The organism is Bacillus cereus group sp. BceL291 (assembly GCF_051776705.1).
Classification (GTDB): Bacteria; Bacillota; Bacilli; order Bacillales; family Bacillaceae_G; genus Bacillus_A; species Bacillus_A cereus.
In genome coordinates this window covers 200,753-218,334 of sequence record NZ_JBPWAP010000002.1, presented here as the reverse complement: position 1 = coordinate 218,334, position 17,582 = coordinate 200,753, and the positions used below count along the sequence as shown (strand labels likewise).

Here is a 17,582-nt window from a genome sequence, read left to right as displayed (position 1 = left end):
ACAGAATCTTCAAAAGGGAAAGTATAAGCGATTATGCTAGTAATGTATGAAGGAATAATGATGAGAAGCGAATTCAGTAGAAAGTAGTCTTTGGATGTAGTGGTTATATTATTTACGATACCAATCCAAAGGACCTTCAGCACTCAAATCAACAAGAAAAGGGAGTAAGAAATGTAAAGGTAAGCTTATAAGTTCTGGCATAGCGTTCACCGTTTTCTTTGATAGATATTGTCTCATAAAACAATACGGACAATCCTTTTCAAATGTCATGAGTATTGCCCATACATCTTTTATTGTCCACTTCGTTTTACAATACGTACAACGCGTCATGAGGTTCCTCCTCATTTTAAGTTTTCTTCTAGTATACTCCATTCCATTGTAAGAAAGTCATTTGTATTTGGTGTGGTAAAATATAAGTTGTTTTATTTTTATGTGAATCTATTTAGTCATTTATGAACAATTACATATCATTTGATATTTTTGCAGAATGATAGATTTTCAGTTTCAATATGCCAATTGGCCAATATATCCTTTTTACAATTTACTGAAAATCATGTATAACAGAGATACATGATTATTTTATCTCGCTATTTGCGGGCAGTAAGATCCCTTACCTCGAAATTCAGCAAAAGTAAAGAAGTTAGGTTCGGGTCGGAATGCCCGTAAAAGTCCGATTCGTGAGGGTTGATGAAAGTTTCACTTTATAAATATTCAGAAGTAGAGGGAGAAAAGTTGTAATGGTAAGAAAAACGTTCAAGATGCGCGTGTCTAAAAATAGAACGATTTCGATTAATGGATCGATTCTTGATGTGGATGTTACACATGATGAATTTTTACAAGAGTTTGTTGAGTGGGTTGATTCTAAAGGTTGGTCGTTTATGGGAATAACAGATGAGATTACGCCCGAGGAAGCTAGTCAAAAGTTAATAGATTCGTTGATTGATGAGAAGGATAAGAAAGAGTAATTCCTTCTTATTTTTATTGTATATTTATGTTCTTTATCGTAAAAGTATGATATAGTAAAAAATAGTGAAAATTCTTCCAATATAATACAAATTACATATGATTGGTAGATTTATTATTTTGTTAAGGAGTAAATGGAAAAGGGAGAGTCATATGGTAAATTTTAAGAAAATTTTGGTTTTTATTACAGTTATTTGTTCGTTTTTTTTGACGCCCATAACATTGCGTGCTGAGACGAATATTGGAGTAAATCCAGAACAAGTTGCACCACCACCTGCGGAAGGACCGAATGTTTTTAGTCAGTTTGCAACGACAATTGATGCAAAAACAGGAGATGTTTTGTATGACAAAAACGCATATCACCGAGCATATCCTGCTAGTACGACGAAAGTGTTAACAGCGATTTTACTCATGGAGCATACAAAGCCAGAGGACCAATTTACATTTTCACAATTAGCATTAGATCAAGAGAAGAGTAATTATCAAATTGAGTTTCAACCTGGAGAGACAATTAATAGAAATACTGCGCTTATGATTTTAATGGTGCTGAGTGCGAATGATGTGTCGTATGCGATTGCGGAGCGGATTGGCGGGAGTGTTGAGAATTTCGCTAATATGATGAATGAGAAAGCGAAGCAATTAGGGGCGAAAGATAGCCACTTTGTAACACCGAATGGATTGCATGATCCGAACCATTATACGACGCCGTATGATATGGCTATGATTACGAAGGGTGTGCAAAAGTATCCTGAAATTTTACAAGCGATGAATACGAAAAGAACGACAGTTACGACGTCTAGGCAGACGGTGTCTATTTTTAATAAATCTAATTTTTTTGAAAATCCATATAGCATTGGCGGTAAGACAGGGTTTACGAATGAAGCACGTAATACACTTGTTTTATTAAATGAGAAAGATGGAAATCGTATTATAAGCGTAGTAATGGCTTCTCAAAGACCTGAAATTTATGAAGATTTGAAGCAGATGGCGGAATATTCTTTCGGTCAATTTACGAAGCAAATGGTGCTTGATAAACATAATTGGCATCAAAAAACAACATATTTAAATAAAGATGTTAATTCTGAGTTGGAACAAAGTGCGGAGCTTATGCTTAAGAAAGATGAAGGGAAAAATGTGAAAACTATTTTCCGGGCGGCTTCATTAGATAAAGAATCTTTATATCATAAAGGAATACATCGTGGTGAGGTAGTTGGTGCAGTTGATATCACGAAAAATAATCAAACAATTGCGACGGTAAATGTTCTTTCAACAGAAGATGTCACTTTTACGATGCCTAAAAAAGATACAACTATGCCTGAAGTAAAAGACTCAAATGTGAAAGTAATAAGTGTTGGGATAGGAGCCCTTGTACTATTTGGAGCCATTTTATATGTAGTACTACGCCGAAATACAAAAGGAATGAAAACAGAAGAAAAATAACGTAGTAGTAAAAAGACTGTGGAGAGATTTTGTCACAGTCTTTTTTATATGCTAAAAAGATATTTAACTAATAATTGTAAATTTTCTTATTGCAATAACTTGAAGTTCGTTATATCATTTACTTGTGTTCTTGTTAAAGAACAAAATGAACATTGCATACTTCAAATAATATAAAACAACGGAGAGGGAGAGAGACGATGAAATTAATATGGAAGATAATTAGCAACGCGATCTCATTTGTTTTATTTGCATTGATGGTTTTTTTAGCTTTTGTAGTTATTTCTTCAAAAGCAAGCGGTGGTGATCCGACAGTGATGGGATATCAATTTAAGAGCGTTCTTTCAGGATCAATGGAGCCGACGTTTTTAACTGGATCAATCATTGCAATAGAACCAAACAAAGATGGTTCTAAATATCAAAAAGGTGATGTTATTACCTTTAAAGAGAAAGATCAAAAAATTATCACTCACCGTATTATCGGTGTGAAAGATACAAATGGAAAAGTAATGTATGAAACAAAAGGGGATAACAACAACGGACCAGATTTAGAGCCAGTACTTGCAGAAAATGTAGTTGGAAAGTATGCAGATATTACAGTTCCGTACGTTGGTTATTTACTGAATTATGCGAATTCTAAAGCGGGAGCAGCATTGCTTCTTATTATTCCAGGAGTCTTTTTACTTGGTTATTCCGCGATTTCTATTTTTGGTGCTATTCGTAGCATTGACGGAGAAAAGAAAGATAAAAAAGTAGAACAATCCGTCTAGTTCGTTTGGTTATACTTTCCGTTTAGGAAGTTAACAAATATATATTAAGGGGATATGGACATGACTTTAAAGAAAAAATTAGGAATGGGTATTACATCAGCAGTATTAGGAGCAGCTTTAGTTGGTGGAGGAACATTTGCATTTTTCAGTGATAAAGAAGTGTCAAATAATACATTTGCGGCTGGAACACTGGATTTAGCATTAAATCCATCAACAGTTGTTAACGTATCGAATTTAAAACCTGGGGATACAATTGAAAAAGAATTTAAACTAGAAAATAAAGGCTCTTTAAATATTAAAAAGGTTCTACTGAAAACAGATTATAATGTAGAAGATGTAAAGAAAGACAATAAAGATGATTTTGGTAAACATATTAAAGTAACATTCTTAAAAAATGTAGATAAGCATGAGACAATTGTGAAACAAACTACTTTAGATAAATTAAAAGGTGACACACTTACAGCTGTAGATAATGATTTATCGGCTTGGTTCTGGGATGAAAAAGGTATTTCAGCAGGTAAATCTGATAAATTCAAAGTGAAATTTGAGTTCGTTGATAATGGAAAAGATCAAAATCAATTCCAAGGCGATAAGTTACAATTAAATTGGACGTTTGATGCACAACAAACAGCAGGTGAAGAAAGATAATAAGAAAAAGGGCTATCACATGGATAGCCCTTTTTCTATTTTTCTAGTATTTGTCTATCAATTTTAATAGTTCTTTACTATAATATAGATAATGTTCTGTATAAAGAACGTAATGTTCGATGGGAGAGATTAAGATGCTGAAAAGACCGCGTAATTTTAAAAAGATGCTTATATTGCCGTGTATGTGCTCTATTACGTTTTATTTAGGATCTCAAATTATGACGCATACAGAAGCGGCGTTCATTCATGAAACGAAAGTAGAAGCGACGTTTTCTACAGCAATTATATTTCCGAAAACAGTTAATACGTTAAAAGAGCAATCTGAGAAACATAAACAGTTTATTGAGCGTGAGTATGGAACGATGAAGGGAAAATCGAAAGCAACTTCGATTGAAGAAATAAAACAGGCGATTTCTGTATGGCAACAAGGGCGTGAGAAAATTGTTGCTGAGAAGGAAGCCCTGCAAAATGTATATACTGAAATAGAAGCTCCTTACAATCAAATACAAGAAGAATTAAAGGTAAATAAAGATGAATCGATGCAGCAAGTGTCCATATATGTAAATGAAGGCTTCCGCAGTATCAAAGAGAAGCGTGACTATATTGAGAAAGAAATTAGCTTGAAAGCTATTGATGAGCAAATTCAGGCTTTTCAGCAACAATTAAACGTTGCAATTGAAGCGGAAGGACAAAAGAAAGTAGAAGAACAGAAGAAAGTAGAAGAACAAAAGAAAGCAGAGGAACAAAAGAAAGTAGAAGAACAGAAGAAAGTAGAAGAACAAAAGAAAGTAGAAGAACAAAAGAAAGTAGAAGAACAAAAGAAAGCCGAAGAACAAAAGAAAGTAGAAGAACAAAAGAAAGCCGAAGAACAGAAGAAAGTAGAAGAACAGAAAAAAGTAGAAGAGCAAAAGAAAGTGGAGTAACTGCTTTAGCGAAACCGAATAAGCAAGACTAGTAATATTTATACGAGTGTGAGGGAACGTTAGCCCTCACCTCTTTGTTTTTCTTTTTCTTATAGTATTAAATGATTTGAGTGTGAAAAAAGTTATAAATTATCATTCTTTTTTCTGAAAAGTCTAAATAATATTAAGAAATAAAAATAATTGAAAATACTAAAAAATGTTGTTGTATTTATATAAGTTTGTTCGCTATAATGAACGTAAGGTTTTAAAAAAAGAACGAATATTAGCTTAGCTAATATAGTTTTAGTTACACCTCTTATTTATATAAGAGATAGCAATGTAAAAATACAAAAAACAGCTAGGGGGAATTGATTGTGAGTCTGAAAAAGAAATTAGGTATGGGAGTTGCATCAGCAGCATTGGGGTTATCTTTAATTGGTGGAGGAACGTTTGCATTCTTTAGCGATAAAGAAGTATCAAATAATACATTTGCAGCTGGGACGTTAGATCTTACATTAAACCCTAAGACGCTTGTAGATATTAAAGATTTAAAACCAGGGGATTCTGTTAAGAAAGAGTTCTTATTAAAGAACGATGGTTCGTTAAAAATTAAAGACGTTAAATTAGCAACAAAGTATACTGTGAAAGATGCAAAAAATGATAATGCTGGGGAAGACTTTGGCAAGCACATTAAAGTGAAATTCATTTGGAACTGGGATAAACAAAGTGAGCCTGTATATGAAACAACTTTAGCAGACTTACAAAAAGCTGATCCAGACCTTTTAGCTAAAGACATCTTTGCTCCTGAGTGGGGAGAAAAAGGTGGATTAGAAGCTGGTACAGAGGATTATCTATGGGTACAATTTGTATTCGAAGATAATGGTCAAGACCAAAATAAATTCCAAGGTGACTCATTGAATTTAGAATGGACATTCAATGCTAACCAAGAAGCTGGGGAAGAAAGATAATAAAAAAGCGGGTATCCCCCGCTTTTTTTATAAAGAAAAAGAAGTGCTGCTTGTAAGCACTTCTTTCTATTTATTATTTTGCTTCCACTTTGTAAATTCAAGAAATTCACGAAATTGTTCTTTGGAGACACCAGAGTTCATTGCATCTTTAACGAGTTGTGTCCATTCGGAGTCTAGGCTAGTTTCCTTTGTTGTTTCATCATGAAGTAAAGTATCAACTGGAATTTGTAGAACTGCTGCGATCTTTTCAAGAAATTGAATGGAAGGGTTTTTTTGTAAATTTCGTTCTATAGAACTAATGTAAGATTTAGCAACGCCAGCTTTTTCGGCAAGTTCAGTTAATGAAATCCCTTTTTGTAAACGAAGGCGTTTTATACGTTCTCCAATCATATTTGCGCACCTTTCTATCAATATGTAGTTGTCTTATGATGTCATTATTATAACATAAACTTCGTTAAAAAGAACAAACCTATTGAGCCTGACTGGATGGCTTCATACGTTGGAAAAATTGCTCGATGTCTTGCATGGCGATACCGGCATCTAGAGCTTCAAGTATTAAATCAATCCATTCTTGATCCAGTGCGTCTGTCTTATCTTTGTACAAATGTAATTCCTCCCTAATTATCGGTCATAATTGCTGCTACAGAATACATGATAATGAAATCCGATTTTGTGTTTTATATAGTGAATTATCAAATATTGTGTAGATGAAACAAAGATAAAATCCCCATTAAACTCCCTCTATGGAAATTATAAATTGTTCGATAAAAACTTTCGATATTTTCAGAAAACATTGTTGAATTGTGATATATTCGTATGCTAACTATGAAATTTTTACAAATATATTAAAAACATTACATAATATGACTAAATATTGAAAAAATATTGAATTTTTAATAAAATTTAATTTGTAATACATATTATTTATTAGGGGAGGAAATAAGGGATGAACAAGAAACCGTTCAAAGTTTTGTCATCAATCGCATTGACAGCTGTATTAGGCCTTTCATTCGGAGCTGGCACTCAATCTGCATATGCTGAAACGCCTGTGAATAAAACAGCTACGAGCCCAGTGGATGATCATTTAATTCCGGAAGAACGTTTAGCAGATGCATTAAAAAAACGTGGGGTAATTGATTCGAAGGCTTCAGAGACAGAAACAAAGAAAGCAGTCGAAAAGTATGTAGAGAACAAAAAGGGTGAAAATCCTGGGAAAGAAGCAGCGAATGGGGACCAACTTACGAAAGATGCATCCGACTTTTTAAAGAAAGTGAAAGATGCGAAAGCAGACACGAAAGAAAAATTAAATCAACCAGCAACAGGCACACCTGCAGCGACAGGCCCAGTTAAAGGCGGTCTAAATGGTAAAGTACCAACTTCTCCAGCGAAACAAAAAGACTATAACGATGAAGTTCGTAAAGACAAAGTACTCGTTTTACTTGTAGAGTACGCTGACTTTAAACATAATAATATCGACAAAGAGCCTGGATATATGTATTCTAACGATTTTAATAAAGAACATTATGAAAAAATGTTATTCGGCAACGAGCCATTCACATTAGATGATGGAAGTAAAATTGAAACGTTTAAACAATATTACGAAGAGCAATCTGGTGGTAGTTATACTGTAGACGGAACAGTTACAAAATGGTTAACAGTTCCTGGTAAAGCTGCTGATTACGGTGCAGATGCTCCGGGCGGAGGCCATGATAATAAAGGACCAAAAGGGCCACGTGATTTAGTAAAAGATGCATTAAAAGCAGCTGTAGATAGTGGTATTGATTTATCAGAGTTCGACCAATTTGATCAATACGATGTAAATGGTGATGGGAATAAAAATCAACCAGACGGTTTAATCGATCACTTAATGATTATTCATGCGGGTGTTGGACAAGAAGCAGGCGGTGGTAAATTAGGCGATGATGCAATTTGGTCGCACCGTTGGACAGTTGGACCAAAGCCATTCCCAATTGAAGGTACACAAGCGAAAGTACCATATTGGGGTGGAAAGATGGCAGCATTCGACTACACAATTGAACCAGAAGATGGAGCAGTTGGTGTATTCGCACATGAATATGGTCACGATTTAGGTCTTCCAGATGAGTACGATACACAATATAGTGGTCAAGGTGAGCCGATTGAAGCTTGGTCTATTATGAGTGGCGGAAGCTGGGCTGGTAAAATCGCTGGAACGACGCCAACGAGTTTCTCACCACAAAATAAAGAGTTTTTCCAAAAAACAATCGGTGGTAACTGGGCAAATATCGTAGAAGTAGATTACGAGAAATTAAATAAAGGTATCGGTCTAGCGACATATTTGGATCAAAGTGTTACGAAATCAGCAAGACCAGGCATGATCCGTGTTAACTTACCGGATAAAGATGTTAAAACAATTGAGCCAGCATTTGGTAAACAATATTATTACAGCACAAAAGGTGACGATCTTCATACGAAGATGGAAACACCGTTGTTCGATTTAACGAATGCAACGAATGCAAAATTTGATTTCAAGTCATTATATGAGATTGAAGCAGGTTATGATTTCCTTGAAGTACACGCTGTAACAGAAGATGGTAAACAAACGTTAATTGAAAGACTTGGTGAGAAAGCAAATAGTGGAAATGCAGATTCGACAAATGGAAAATGGATTGACAAATCATATGATTTAAGTCAATTCAAAGGCAAGAAAGTAAAATTAACATTTGATTACATTACTGATGGTGGTTTAGCATTAAATGGATTCGCTCTTGATAATGCTTCATTAACAGTAGATGGTAAAGTAGTATTCTCTGATGACGCAGAAGGTACACCACAATTAAAATTAGATGGTTTCGTTGTATCTAACGGAACAGAGAAGAAAAAACATAACTACTATGTTGAGTGGAGAAACTATGCTGGGGCAGATAACGCGTTGAAATTTGCTCGCGGTCCAGTATTTAACACTGGTATGGTTGTATGGTATGCAGATTCAGCTTATACAGATAACTGGGTTGGTGTACATCCAGGACACGGTTTCCTTGGTGTAGTTGATTCTCATCCAGAAGCAATTGTTGGTACTTTAAATGGTAAACCAACAGTTAAGAGTAGTACACGATTCCAAATCGCTGATGCAGCGTTTTCATTTGACAAAACGCCAGCTTGGAAAGTCGTATCTCCAACGCGTGGAACATTTACGTATGATGGCTTAGCAGGCGTACCGAAGTTTGATGATTCTAAAACGTATATTAATCAACAGATTCCAGATGCAGGACGTATTTTACCGAAGCTTGGTTTGAAATTTGAAGTAGTAGGACAAGCTGATGATAATTCTGCAGGTGCTGTTCGTTTATATCGTTAATACTGTAAAACTACCGAGAGATTTTCTTTCGGTAGTTTTTTTGTGAGCAATGAATTTTATATAGCTGAAAAAGTCATATATAATGTAACCTTAAGAATAGAAATTTGTTATATATGAAGTTTATATAAATAATGAAAGAATTGGATAAAAATAGTGGGAGAAGGTGAGTGAATGAGTATTTCCTCTATTGTAAGTAGGCAAAAGGAATATTTTTTAAAAGGGCATACGAGAAGCATCGAAATGAGAAAGAATAATTTGAAGAAGCTTTATGAAGGCATTCAGCGTTTTGAAGAAGAAATATTTCAGGCATTGAAATTAGATTTAAATAAGTCAGTTCACGAGTCGTTTACAACGGAAGTTGGATATGTATTAAAAGAGATTTCCTTTCAATTGAAACATATGTCATCGTGGAGTAAACCGAAACGAGTTCGAACAGCACTTACTCATTTTGGATCAAAAGGAAAAGTAGTGCCAGAACCGTATGGTGTGACGCTTATTATTGCACCGTGGAACTATCCTTTTCAATTAGCAATTGCACCACTTGTAGGAGCACTGGCAGCTGGAAATACAATCGTTTTAAAGCCGTCAGAGTTAACGCCAAGCGTTTCAAAAGTGCTTAAGAGAATGTTAGATGAATTATTCCCGGAAGAGCTTGTAGCGGTAGTAGAAGGTGGCGTTGAAGAGAGTACATCTTTGCTGAAGGAACCGTTTGATTATATTTTCTTTACTGGTAGTGTTGGCGTTGGAAAAGTTGTAATGGAAGCAGCAGCGAAACAGTTGACGCCGCTCACTTTAGAACTTGGCGGGAAAAGTCCTTGTATTGTACATAAAGATGCAAAGATAGAGATGACAGCAAGAAGAATTGTTTGGGGTAAGTTTTTAAATGCAGGGCAGACGTGTGTAGCGCCTGATTATATGTACGTGCATTCTTCCGTGAAAGAAAAGCTAATTGAGGCACTGCGACATGAAATTACAGAGCAGTATAGTAAAGAACCTTTACAAAATGAAAATTACGTGCGTATTGTAAGTGAGCGTCATTTTGAACGATTATGTGGATTCTTACAAGATGGTCAAGTCGTAATTGGTGGAAACTATGAGAAAGATACTTTACATATTGAACCGACAGTACTAGCGGATATTACATGGCAAGATGCTGTTATGGAAGATGAAATTTTTGGTCCGATTTTACCAATCATAGAGTACGACAATATAGAAAATGTAATTGGCACAATCCAGCAACATCCGAAGCCGTTAGCGTTATATGTATTTTCTGAAGATAAAGAAGTACAAAAGAAAGTGACGAGTAATATTTCATATGGTGGAGGCTGTATTAATGATGTTGTCTATCACCTTGCTACGCCATATTTACCTTTTGGGGGTGTTGGAAGTAGTGGATTAGGGGGTTATCATGGGAAAGAAAGTTTTCGGACTTTTTCACATTATAAAAGCATTTTAGCCCAATCTACAGCATTCGACATGAAAATTCGTTACTCTTCTACAAAAAGTGCTTTAAAATTCATACGAAAGTTGTTAAAATGATGATGGTGTTTATCAGTAGGCGTAGCCGTATGATAATAGCCCCTTCGCAATGGAAGGGGTTTTTCTGTTCGACGTTATGTATCAGGCGAAAATGAATCAAACATACTACATAAAGAATAGAAACGAACGCTTGCTAAATAACCATTTTTGTTTGGATCGAAACAAAAAATAGTCTATAGAACATAAATATTTATTCATGAATATAAAAATTTAAAATTTAAGGTAGATAGGACGGGAAAATGAAAAAGATTATTAAAGTTGAAGCAGTTGAAAAACATTTTGGAAATCAAGTGATTATCCCACCTCTTTCTTTAGATATTAAAGAGGGAGAGTTTTTAACAATTTTAGGGCCGAGTGGCTGCGGGAAAACGACGTTACTTCGTATGATCGCAGGATTTGAAACTCCAACTAAAGGGAATCTTTTATTAGATGATGAAAGAATTAACGATTTGCCGCCATATAAGCGTCATATGAACCTAGTGTTCCAACATTACGCACTATTCCCACATATGACAGTAGAGAAGAATATTTGTTTTGGTATGAAAATGCAGAAAGTATCAGCAGCAGAGCAGAAAGAGCGTGCTGAAGAGGCAATGCGTTTAACGCAGTTACTTGAGTTCCGTAATCGTAAACCTGCGAAGCTTTCTGGTGGACAACAGCAGCGTGTTGCAATTGCAAGAGCGATTGTAAATAATCCGCGTGTATTACTATTAGATGAGCCACTTGGAGCGCTTGACTTTAAGTTACGAAAAGACTTGCAACGTGAATTGAAAAACTTACAACGTAATTTAGGAATTACGTTCATATACGTAACGCACGATCAAGAAGAAGCAATGAGCATGAGCGATCGTATTGTAGTTATGAATAAAGGACATATCGAACAAATCGGAACACCGAAAGAAATTTACAATAAGCCGAAAACATTGTTCGTTGCGACATTCATCGGTGAAAATAATATTGTGAAAAACGGGGAAGGCTATGTAGCAATTCGCCCTGAAAATGTAAAAGTACGTTCGGTTGAAGAGTCAATTTTAAAAGAATACCATCTTGGACATATTGAAGATATCGAGTTTGTCGGAAATATGGAGAAGCTTTATGTACGTGATGAGAAAACATCAGAATTACTAATGGCATATCAAACTGCTGAAGAGGCAGCACAGTGGAGCATTGGAGATAATGTATATGTAGGCTGGGAGCAAGAGGACGAGGTGACCTTAAATTGAAAAAAGGGAAATTACTCGCACTACCTACAGTCGCGTGGCTGTTAATTTTCTTCCTAATCCCGCTCGTATTCGTATTAGGATTCGCCTTCATGCAGCGCGGAGCTTACGGGACAGTAGAAATGCAATTTACGCTGGAGAATATATCCCGTGTGTTTGATCCATTATACTTAGGAACGTTATGGGAAACTGTTAAAATTGCAGTTATTACAACAGTAATATGTTTATTAATTGGTTATCCGTTTGCGTATACAATTACAATTGTTGACCGCAAATACCGCTCTATTCTTTTATTATTGGCAACGATCCCGTTTTGGATTAACTTTCTTGTTCGTTCATACGCATGGATTGTTATTTTACGTTCACAAGGTCTTGTGAATACGTTGTTATTAAAGCTTGGCATTATTAGTGAACCGTTAAATTTATTATATAATACTCCTTCTGTAATACTCGGAATGGTCTATTCTTTATTACCATTTATGATTTTACCAGTGTATGCAGCAATTGAGCAGCTGGATAAGCGTAAGCTAGAAGCTGCTTATGATTTAGGAGCAACACCAATAAAGGCATTTTGGAATATAACAGTGCCGATGACGATGTCAGGAATTGCGACTGGTTCTATTTTAGTATTCGTTTCTTCTATCGGAATGTTTGTTGTATCAGACGTGATGGGCGGATCGAAAGTAGCATTAATCGGAAACGTTATTCAAAATCAATTCTTAGGTGCACGTGACTGGCCGTTTGGATCTGCGTTATCGATTATCGTTGTTCTATTCTCTGTTCTGTTAATTTACTTATATTATCGTGCAACGAAAGTATATAAATATAATGAGAACGGAGGGGAATAGGCAAAGATGAAGAAGTTTTTAGTTTCTTATTCTTGGTTAATTTTGTTATTCTTGTATTTTCCAATGATGGTTTTAATGGTCTATTCTTTCAACGACTCTCGCATTAATGCGGAGTGGGAAGGTTTTACATTCCATTGGTATACAGATTTATTTCAAAAACAAGATGTTATTGATGCATTTGTAAATAGTATTACGATTGCAGTTATAACAACGATTGTGACAACGGTACTTGGTGTATTCTTTGCAATTGCTTTACATCGTTATAAATATCGTTTTGAAGGGGCTATTAATGGCCTTGTATATTTACCAATTTTAATTCCTGATATTTTAATGGGATTATCTTTACTAATTCTTTTCAGTCAGTTAGGAATGGAACTTGGACAAACAACGATTATTATTGCACATATTACATTTAGTATTTCGTTTGTTGTTGTTATTTTAGCTGCGCGTCTTTCAAGTATGGGACGTGACTTAGAAGAAGCTGCAAATGATTTAGGAGCAACGCCTTGGCAAACGTTTCGTTATGTAACGTTCCCAGCAATTGCACCGGGAGTTATTTCGGCAGCATTATTAACATTCACATTATCAATTGATGATTTTGTAATTAGTTTCTTCGTATCAGGACCAGGATCAACAACATTGCCACTATACATTTACAGTATGGTTAAGCGCGGAGTATCACCAGAAATTAATGCTCTTTCTACAATTTTAATTGTTGCTATCGTAGGATTAATGGTTCTATCTGAAATCTTCCGGAACAAAGGTGCAGATGGTGAAGAAAACTCTGGAGGACACCTTCCTTTATAATACGAACGATATAGAAAGTACAAGGGGGTAATAAACCGATGAAATTAATGAGAAGAATAGCTGGCGCAGCAATTAGCCTTAGCCTTGTTGCTGGTGTGCTTGCTGGTTGTGGTGAAAAGAAAGAAGAATTAAATATTTATAGCTGGGCTGACAATTTTGATGAGCAAGTGCTAAAAGATTTTGAAAAGAAGTATAATGTGAAAATTAACTATGACAAGTACGCAAGTAATGAAGAAATGCTTGCGAAATTACAAGCTGGTGGCGCAAAGTATGACTTAATCCAGCCGTCGGATTACATGGTTAAAACAATGGCGAAAATGGACTTATTAGCGCCGTTAGATAAAAAGAATATCCCGAATATCGAAAATATGGTTTCTAATTTCAAAACACCTGCGTTTGATCCAGAGAATAAATATTCTTTAGTGTACACTTGGGGTGTAACAGGGATTGCATACAATAAAAAGTATGTGAAAGAAGCACCTACAAGCTGGGCGGACTTATGGAATGAGAAATATAAAGGACATGTAACGTTATTGAACGATTCTCGTGAAGTATTAGGAGTGGGTCTTAAGAAGCACGGGTTCTCAAACAGTACGAAAGACGATGCACAATTAAAGACAGCAGCAGATGATTTAAAGAAGCTGCTTCCAAACTTATTAGCATTTGATACAGATAACATTAAACAAAAATTCATTACAGAAGATGCTTGGATCGGAACAGTTTGGTCTGGAGATGCAGCATTTATCGCAAAAGATAATAAAGATGTAGAATATGTTGTACCAAAAGAAGGCGGCACAATTTGGGCTGATACGTTAGCAATTCCAAAAGGTGCAAAACATAAAGAGCTTGCTGAGAAATTTATGAACTACTTACTAGATAAAAAAGTAAGTGTGAAAAACTACGAGTCAATTGGTTACAGTAATCCAAATGAAAAAGCTCATCCTCTTCATAGTAAAGAATACCGTGATAATCACATGATTTTCTTAACGAAAGAAGAGTTAGATCGTACAGAATGGCTTGTTGATGTAGACGATAAGTTAAAAGACTATGATCGTTACTGGACAGAGCTAAAAACAAAAGGTAAATAAGTAAGGAAATGCGGTTTCTAAAGTAGAAATCGCATTTTTTCATAGTAGGAGGAAATCGTTTGAAGAAGAAGTTACATCAGTATGAGGTAATGTGTATCGGTTTGTTATTTGCTGTATTTGGTATTGTTGCTTGGCGCGTACATGCAGGTGGCGTTACAGTGATGGATACATATGTCCGTGGATTAGTAAGAGGGCTACAAACGGAAAGTTCTCTTACATTTTTCTCGTACTTTACAAAATTGGGATCAGCAATTGGGATAGTCGCTACGCTCGTTATAAGTTTGCTTGTTTTTTGGAAGAAGCGTTATTATGCTGCGATGATTGTATATCCAATGGGAATTTTAATAACACATCTTGTGAATAAAGGGATAAAAGAGAGTGTAAAGAGAGAACGTCCGTCATTAAATGAAGCGCTAGATGCACTTGGATATAGTTTTCCTAGTGGACATGCAATGCTATCGATTATGACATTTGGATTTCTTACTTATATCATTGCTGCTAATTTGAAAAGTGTAGCTGGGAAATGTGTCACAACAATTTTGATGGGTATAGTAATTTTATCGATTGGATTAAGTAGAGTCATTTTAAATGTACATTATCCAACTGATATTTTAGCTGGTTACTGCGTAGGTGGTATTTTGTTAATTATCGCGATTTACTACCATCGTTTACTTACTGAGAGATTAGGGCTTAATAAAGAGAGATAGAAAAACGTCTGGAAAAACTATTATTATAGTTTTTCCAGACGTTTTTTGTTTATATCAAGATGTGATACAGTATAAGTGACAATTGAATTATTTAAAGTAGGTGAAAATGTGTGAAGACAAATGTACATAAAGTTGATAAGTGGGGGAAGTTAGGAGCCTTTTTGTATCAGTTTCGTTATACCGTAATTGTAACGTTACTGTTGCTCGCAATCGCACTTGGGATTTTTGCTCCAAAGCTACCGGGAGTATTAGGTGGTGACGGTTTCCAAACGGAAGGCGACTATCAAAAAACGAAAGAAATTTTAGATAAAGATTTTAAGAAGTCTCAAGATACGCTGCTGCTCATTTTTGAGAAAAATAAAGATGCTTCGCATGAGGAATTTAAAAAGCGAATAAATGAAATTGTAAAGAATGTTCAAGAGAAAGAGAACTATGAATCTTTCCATCACCCAATCCAAAATAAAGAAATGCTACAAGATGACATCGGTTATGCGACAATTTTATTTTCCGGGAAAACAAATAAAGAAAGAATGGAAAAGACATTACAATTTGCTGATGAGATTGAGAAAGAAAGTAATGTAGCATTAAAAGTAACACCTACAGGATTTCCGAAAATTAATAAAGAGATTAATGAAAGAACGCAAAATGATTTAAAAGTAGCAGAAATGATTGGATTACCAATTGCGTTTCTTGTATTACTATTTTCGTTTGGTAGTCTTTTGGCATCAATTTTACCGATTTTGAATGGGGCGCTTAGTGTTATTAGTACGATGGGGATATTGTATTTCATCGGTGTTGATAAAGAACTATCTATTTTCGTGTTAAATGTTGCACCGATGATTGGACTTGCATTATCTATTGATTTTGCGCTATTATTTGTGAACCGTTTTCGAGAGGAAGTTGCTAAACGAACGGTAAAAGAAGCGATAACAATTACATATCAAACGGCAGGACGTGCGATTGTATTTTCAGGATTATGCGTATTTGTTGGATTATCTGGTTTGTTTTTCTTTAAGATAGATTATATTCAATCTGTCGCGATTAGCGGAATGATTGTTGTCATTATGAGCATTTTATTCTCACTCACACTTCTTCCAGCACTATTATCGTTAATCGGTAAAAGAATATTAAAAAAGAATCAAGTAGCACATACGCCGGCAAAAGCATGGCGTAAATTTGCACAATTTGTGATGAAACATCCAATTGCAATGATTATTGTTGTTACAACATTTATTGTTATTTGCTTATTACCGTTACGTACAGCTAATTTGCAGTTCCCTGGTGTTGAAGCTTTACCTGAAAAGAGTGATACAAGGATTGCATATGAAAAGTATGAAGAAGCATTTAATGAAACTGTCAAAACACACGCTGATGTTACGTTAGTTGTAGAGACGAAAAAAGATATGAAAGAAAAAGAAAGTCTACAAAAGATAGAAGAAGTCGTTCAAAAGTTAAAAGATGATAAGAAAGTACATGAAGTAAGAAGTTTATACGACGGGTTAACTGGAATGAAAGCAGATCAAGTTGTTGGAATATTGCAGTCGCCAGAATCAGCGAAACTAACTCCTGTATTTGAAGCATACACGCAAGGGAATAAGACGACGATAGAAATCTTTTTGAAAACAAAACCACGTACAGAGACTGCAAAACAGTGGGTACGTGACTTTAAAAAGAACTATAAAGAAACGGATGTTACGTATTATCTAGGCGGAATGACGACGTTTCAACAAGAATTAGAAGATGAAATTAAAGATAAAGTTGTAATTGGTATGTCTGTTATATTTGGATCGACCTTTGTTATATTATTATTTGCATTCCGATCTATGCTCATTCCAATTAAGGCAATTGTTATGAATATACTTAGTTTAAGTGCAACCATTGGAATTGTTGTTTGGTTATTTGAAGGTGGTCATTTCGGTTTAGAAGCGAGTCCGGTTCTGTTTGTCTTACCAATCTTCATTTTTGGCCTCGTATTTGGGCTTAGTATGGATTATGAAGTATTTCTTATTTCACGTATTCATGAGCTCTATGAAGAAACAGGAGATAACGATCAAGCAACGTTAGAAGGGCTCGTTTCAACAAGTAGAATTATTACATCAGCTGCTTTAATAATGATTGTTGTAACTGGTGCATTCGCATTTACTGATATTTTACCAGTAAAGCAGATGGGTCTTGGCGTTGCATTAGCAATATTTCTTGATGCAACAATTATTCGTCTTATGCTCGTACCAAGCTTAATGAAGTTATTTGGAGACTGGAACTGGTGGTTACCATTTCGAAAAAAACGAGAAAAAGCATCGTAAAAAATGCTCATCAATATGATGAGCATTTTTTATGAATAGCAAAGC

17 protein-coding genes are annotated in these 17,582 nt (G+C 35.2%); 14 read left to right on the top strand and 3 right to left on the bottom strand.

The window, feature by feature from the left end:
* Positions 1–108: 108 nt before the first annotated feature.
* On the bottom strand, positions 109–330 hold the full coding sequence (locus ACS2CR_RS03020; RefSeq protein WP_053513393.1) for a hypothetical protein: 222 nt from the start codon (positions 328–330) through the stop codon (positions 109–111).
* A gap of 407 nt (positions 331–737) precedes the next feature.
* Between ACS2CR_RS03020 and ACS2CR_RS03015 the strand changes: the two genes are divergently transcribed.
* The 6 genes from ACS2CR_RS03015 to calY all read left to right on the top strand — a co-directional run bounded on the left by ACS2CR_RS03015 (position 738) and on the right by calY (position 5,688).
* A complete protein-coding gene (locus ACS2CR_RS03015; protein WP_000251856.1) occupies positions 738–965 on the top strand; it encodes a hypothetical protein in 228 nt (75 codons plus the stop codon).
* A gap of 151 nt (positions 966–1,116) precedes the next feature.
* Positions 1,117–2,403, top strand: coding sequence for a D-alanyl-D-alanine carboxypeptidase family protein (locus ACS2CR_RS03010; RefSeq protein ID WP_053513392.1), 1,287 nt, complete (start codon positions 1,117–1,119; stop codon positions 2,401–2,403).
* 197 nt (positions 2,404–2,600) lie between these two features.
* Positions 2,601–3,170 (top strand): signal peptidase I SipW, encoded by a 570-nt coding sequence (gene sipW / locus ACS2CR_RS03005; protein WP_000767792.1) that lies wholly within the window; start codon positions 2,601–2,603, stop codon positions 3,168–3,170.
* 60 nt (positions 3,171–3,230) lie between these two features.
* Positions 3,231–3,818 carry a CalY family protein gene (locus tag ACS2CR_RS03000; RefSeq protein ID WP_000172854.1) on the top strand — a complete coding sequence of 196 codons (588 nt, stop codon included), beginning with the start codon at positions 3,231–3,233 and terminating at the stop codon, positions 3,816–3,818.
* A 134-nt stretch (positions 3,819–3,952) separates the two neighbouring features.
* Positions 3,953–4,741: a DUF4047 domain-containing protein gene (locus ACS2CR_RS02995; RefSeq protein ID WP_053513390.1), complete on the top strand. Its 789-nt coding sequence runs from the start codon at positions 3,953–3,955 to the stop codon at positions 4,739–4,741.
* 353 nt (positions 4,742–5,094) lie between these two features.
* Positions 5,095–5,688 (top strand): biofilm matrix protein CalY, encoded by a 594-nt coding sequence (calY, locus tag ACS2CR_RS02990; protein ID WP_053513385.1) that lies wholly within the window; start codon positions 5,095–5,097, stop codon positions 5,686–5,688.
* Between the two features lie 66 nt (positions 5,689–5,754).
* On the opposite strand, the gene ACS2CR_RS02985 is transcribed toward calY, so the two are convergent.
* Together ACS2CR_RS02985 and ACS2CR_RS02980 are read right to left on the bottom strand one after the other, a co-directional pair.
* Positions 5,755–6,078, bottom strand: coding sequence for a helix-turn-helix domain-containing protein (locus tag ACS2CR_RS02985; RefSeq protein ID WP_053513383.1), 324 nt, complete (start codon positions 6,076–6,078; stop codon positions 5,755–5,757).
* A 79-nt stretch (positions 6,079–6,157) separates the two neighbouring features.
* Positions 6,158–6,292 (bottom strand): anti-repressor SinI family protein, encoded by a 135-nt coding sequence (locus tag ACS2CR_RS02980; protein ID WP_000276219.1) that lies wholly within the window; start codon positions 6,290–6,292, stop codon positions 6,158–6,160.
* A 342-nt stretch (positions 6,293–6,634) separates the two neighbouring features.
* Between ACS2CR_RS02980 and inhA1 the strand changes: the two genes are divergently transcribed.
* From inhA1 to ACS2CR_RS02940, 8 genes are all read left to right on the top strand, one after another.
* Positions 6,635–9,025 (top strand): M6 family metalloprotease immune inhibitor InhA1, encoded by a 2,391-nt coding sequence (inhA1, locus tag ACS2CR_RS02975; protein WP_153602440.1) that lies wholly within the window; start codon positions 6,635–6,637, stop codon positions 9,023–9,025.
* A gap of 171 nt (positions 9,026–9,196) precedes the next feature.
* On the top strand, positions 9,197–10,564 hold the full coding sequence (locus ACS2CR_RS02970; RefSeq protein ID WP_000028382.1) for an aldehyde dehydrogenase: 1,368 nt from the start codon (positions 9,197–9,199) through the stop codon (positions 10,562–10,564).
* A gap of 239 nt (positions 10,565–10,803) precedes the next feature.
* On the top strand, positions 10,804–11,787 hold the full coding sequence (potA, locus tag ACS2CR_RS02965) for a spermidine/putrescine ABC transporter ATP-binding protein PotA (protein WP_000720336.1): 984 nt from the start codon (positions 10,804–10,806) through the stop codon (positions 11,785–11,787).
* Positions 11,784–12,632 carry a spermidine/putrescine ABC transporter permease PotB gene (gene potB / locus ACS2CR_RS02960; protein WP_000715500.1) on the top strand — a complete coding sequence of 283 codons (849 nt, stop codon included), beginning with the start codon at positions 11,784–11,786 and terminating at the stop codon, positions 12,630–12,632. The genes potA and potB overlap by 4 nt, the downstream gene beginning before the upstream one ends.
* Positions 12,633–12,638: 6 nt before the next feature.
* Positions 12,639–13,439, top strand: coding sequence for a spermidine/putrescine ABC transporter permease PotC (gene potC, locus ACS2CR_RS02955; RefSeq protein WP_000714192.1), 801 nt, complete (start codon positions 12,639–12,641; stop codon positions 13,437–13,439).
* A gap of 38 nt (positions 13,440–13,477) precedes the next feature.
* A complete protein-coding gene (gene potD / locus ACS2CR_RS02950; RefSeq protein ID WP_053513381.1) occupies positions 13,478–14,527 on the top strand; it encodes a spermidine/putrescine ABC transporter substrate-binding protein PotD in 1,050 nt (349 codons plus the stop codon).
* A gap of 59 nt (positions 14,528–14,586) precedes the next feature.
* Positions 14,587–15,234 (top strand): phosphatase PAP2 family protein, encoded by a 648-nt coding sequence (locus ACS2CR_RS02945; protein ID WP_000727794.1) that lies wholly within the window; start codon positions 14,587–14,589, stop codon positions 15,232–15,234.
* Positions 15,235–15,344: 110 nt separating this feature from the next.
* Positions 15,345–17,537 (top strand): MMPL family transporter, encoded by a 2,193-nt coding sequence (locus tag ACS2CR_RS02940; RefSeq protein WP_016109577.1) that lies wholly within the window; start codon positions 15,345–15,347, stop codon positions 17,535–17,537.
* Positions 17,538–17,582: the final 45 nt, after the last annotated feature.

What these genes read in the sequence shown, in the direction of transcription:
- ACS2CR_RS03020 (WP_053513393.1), bottom strand. Translation starts at nt 330, where the DNA reads ATGACGCGTTGTACGTATTGTAAAACGAAGTGGACAATAAAAGATGTA.
- ACS2CR_RS03015 (WP_000251856.1), top strand. Translation starts at nt 738, where the DNA reads ATGGTAAGAAAAACGTTCAAGATGCGCGTGTCTAAAAATAGAACGATT.
- ACS2CR_RS03010 (WP_053513392.1), top strand. Translation starts at nt 1,117, where the DNA reads ATGGTAAATTTTAAGAAAATTTTGGTTTTTATTACAGTTATTTGTTCG.
- sipW (WP_000767792.1), top strand. Translation starts at nt 2,601, where the DNA reads ATGAAATTAATATGGAAGATAATTAGCAACGCGATCTCATTTGTTTTA.
- ACS2CR_RS03000 (WP_000172854.1), top strand. Translation starts at nt 3,231, where the DNA reads ATGACTTTAAAGAAAAAATTAGGAATGGGTATTACATCAGCAGTATTA.
- ACS2CR_RS02995 (WP_053513390.1), top strand. Translation starts at nt 3,953, where the DNA reads ATGCTGAAAAGACCGCGTAATTTTAAAAAGATGCTTATATTGCCGTGT.
- ACS2CR_RS02985 (WP_053513383.1), bottom strand. Translation starts at nt 6,078, where the DNA reads ATGATTGGAGAACGTATAAAACGCCTTCGTTTACAAAAAGGGATTTCA.
- inhA1 (WP_153602440.1), top strand. Translation starts at nt 6,635, where the DNA reads ATGAACAAGAAACCGTTCAAAGTTTTGTCATCAATCGCATTGACAGCT.
- ACS2CR_RS02970 (WP_000028382.1), top strand. Translation starts at nt 9,197, where the DNA reads ATGAGTATTTCCTCTATTGTAAGTAGGCAAAAGGAATATTTTTTAAAA.
- potA (WP_000720336.1), top strand. Translation starts at nt 10,804, where the DNA reads ATGAAAAAGATTATTAAAGTTGAAGCAGTTGAAAAACATTTTGGAAAT.
- potC (WP_000714192.1), top strand. Translation starts at nt 12,639, where the DNA reads ATGAAGAAGTTTTTAGTTTCTTATTCTTGGTTAATTTTGTTATTCTTG.
- potD (WP_053513381.1), top strand. Translation starts at nt 13,478, where the DNA reads ATGAAATTAATGAGAAGAATAGCTGGCGCAGCAATTAGCCTTAGCCTT.